This window comes from Kineococcus glutinatus (genome assembly GCF_039542765.1).
Taxonomy (GTDB): domain Bacteria; phylum Actinomycetota; class Actinomycetes; order Actinomycetales; family Kineococcaceae; genus Kineococcus_A; species Kineococcus_A glutinatus.
Genome location: NZ_BAABIL010000785.1, coordinates 1 through 1,617, shown reverse-complemented (window position 1 = coordinate 1,617; position 1,617 = coordinate 1). Strand labels below are relative to the sequence as shown.

The 1,617-nt window shown below is 80.3% G+C and carries 2 protein-coding genes; both read left to right on the top strand.

Features of this window, described 5'->3' with window-relative positions; all coding sequences use genetic code 11:
- Nucleotides 1-842, top strand: an 842-nt coding sequence (locus ABEB16_RS21410; RefSeq protein ID WP_345714199.1) for a sensor histidine kinase, incomplete at its 5' end; no start/stop codon positions are given.
- Entirely contained in the window at nt 839-1,501 is a 663-nt protein-coding gene (locus tag ABEB16_RS21405; RefSeq protein ID WP_345714198.1) for a response regulator, read from the top strand. The genes ABEB16_RS21410 and ABEB16_RS21405, both read left to right, overlap by 4 nt.
- The last annotated feature ends 116 nt before the right edge of the window (nt 1,502-1,617 follow it).

Genomic DNA, 1,617 nt, shown 5'->3' with positions numbered 1-1,617 from the left:
CCCCCGGTGCGGCCGCGCAGCTGACGGGCCTCGCCGTCCCGGAGGGCCCGGCGGCGCGGCTGGTGCTGGCCGGCGTCCTCGTGGTGGCGGCGGTGGCCGGCGGCGCGCTGCTGGGGCCGCTGCTGGCGGCGCTGCCCCCGCGGCTGCTGGCGGCCCCGGCGGGGGAGCGGCTCGCCGTCGTCGAGGCGCACGTCTCCGTGCTCGCCGGGCGCGAGCGGCTGGCCCGGGAGCTGCACGACAGCGTGGGGCACTCCCTGAGCCTGGTCAGCGTGCAGGCCGGTGCGGCCCGGCGCCTGCTGACCCGCGACCCCGCCGCCGCCGAGACGGCCCTGCGCGCCGTGGAGGACGCCTCCCGCCGCGCCCTGGTGGACCTGGACCACGTGCTCGGGCTGCTGCGCGAGGGCAGCGGCCCGGCGGCGGTGACCACGGCGCCGGCGCCCGACCTGCGCGACCTCGACGCCCTCGTGACCGCCTCCCGCGCCGCGGGCCTGCGGGCGGAGGTGGCCGTGCGCGGCCGGGTGGAGCAGCTGCCGGCGGTGGTGTCCCGCGAGGCGTACCGGATCCTGCAGGAGGCGCTCACCAACGCGCTGCGCCACGCCCCCGGCGCCGCCTGCCGGGTCCGGGTGGACGCCACCGGCGACGACCTCGTGCTCGACGTCGCCAACGCCGCACCCGGCGGGACCGGCGCGCCGGCGGCCGGGGGGCCCTCCGGCGGGCGGGGGCTGCGGGGGGTGCGGGAGCGGGTGCTGGACCTGCGGGGCGCGCTGGACGTCGGGGCGGACGACGCGGGCACCTGGCGGGTGCGGGTGCGGCTGCCGGTGCGGGCGCGGAGCACCACGTGAGCGGGCGCGCGGGAGCTGTCCGCGTCGCGCTCGTCGACGACGAGCCGCTGATCCGCAGCGGGCTGGCCGCCGTCATCGGCGCCGAGCCGGACCTGCTCGTCGTGGGCCAGGCCGACGACGGCGCCGAGGTCCTCGACCTGGTGGCCCGCACGTCACCGGACGTGGTGCTCATGGACGTGCGCATGCCCGGCCTGGACGGCATCGCCGCCACCCGCGCGCTGGTGCGCGCCGGCTCGGCCGCCCGCGTCCTCGTCCTGACCACCTTCTCCAACGACGAGCACGTCCTCGACGCCCTCGCCGCCGGCGCCGACGGCTTCCTGCTCAAGCGGTGCTCACCGGAGGAGGTGCTGCACGGCATCCGCACCGTCGCGCGCGGGGAGTCGCTGCTGTTCCCCGGCGCGGTGCGCGAGCTCGCCCGCCGCCACGTGCGCGCGGCCGGCGCGCAGGTGCCGGAGCTGGCGCGCCTCACCGCCCGGGAGCGGGAGGTGCTCCGGCTGGTCGCCGCCGGCCTGAGCAACGCCGAGATCGCCGCCGAGCTGGTCCTGGGGGTGGAGACGGTGCGCACCCACGTCGCGGCCGTCCTGGCCAAGACCGGCGCGCGGGACCGCACGCAGGCCGTCGTGCTGGCCTACCGCTCCGGCTTCGTGCAGCCCGGCTGACGGCACCGGCCCGCGCCGGGTGCGCGGGGTGGCGGGCCGCTAGCGTCGGGCCGGTGAGCGGGGACGCGGGGCGGCACCGGGGTGGCAGCGGCCGGTACGTGGAGGGCGAGCGCGTC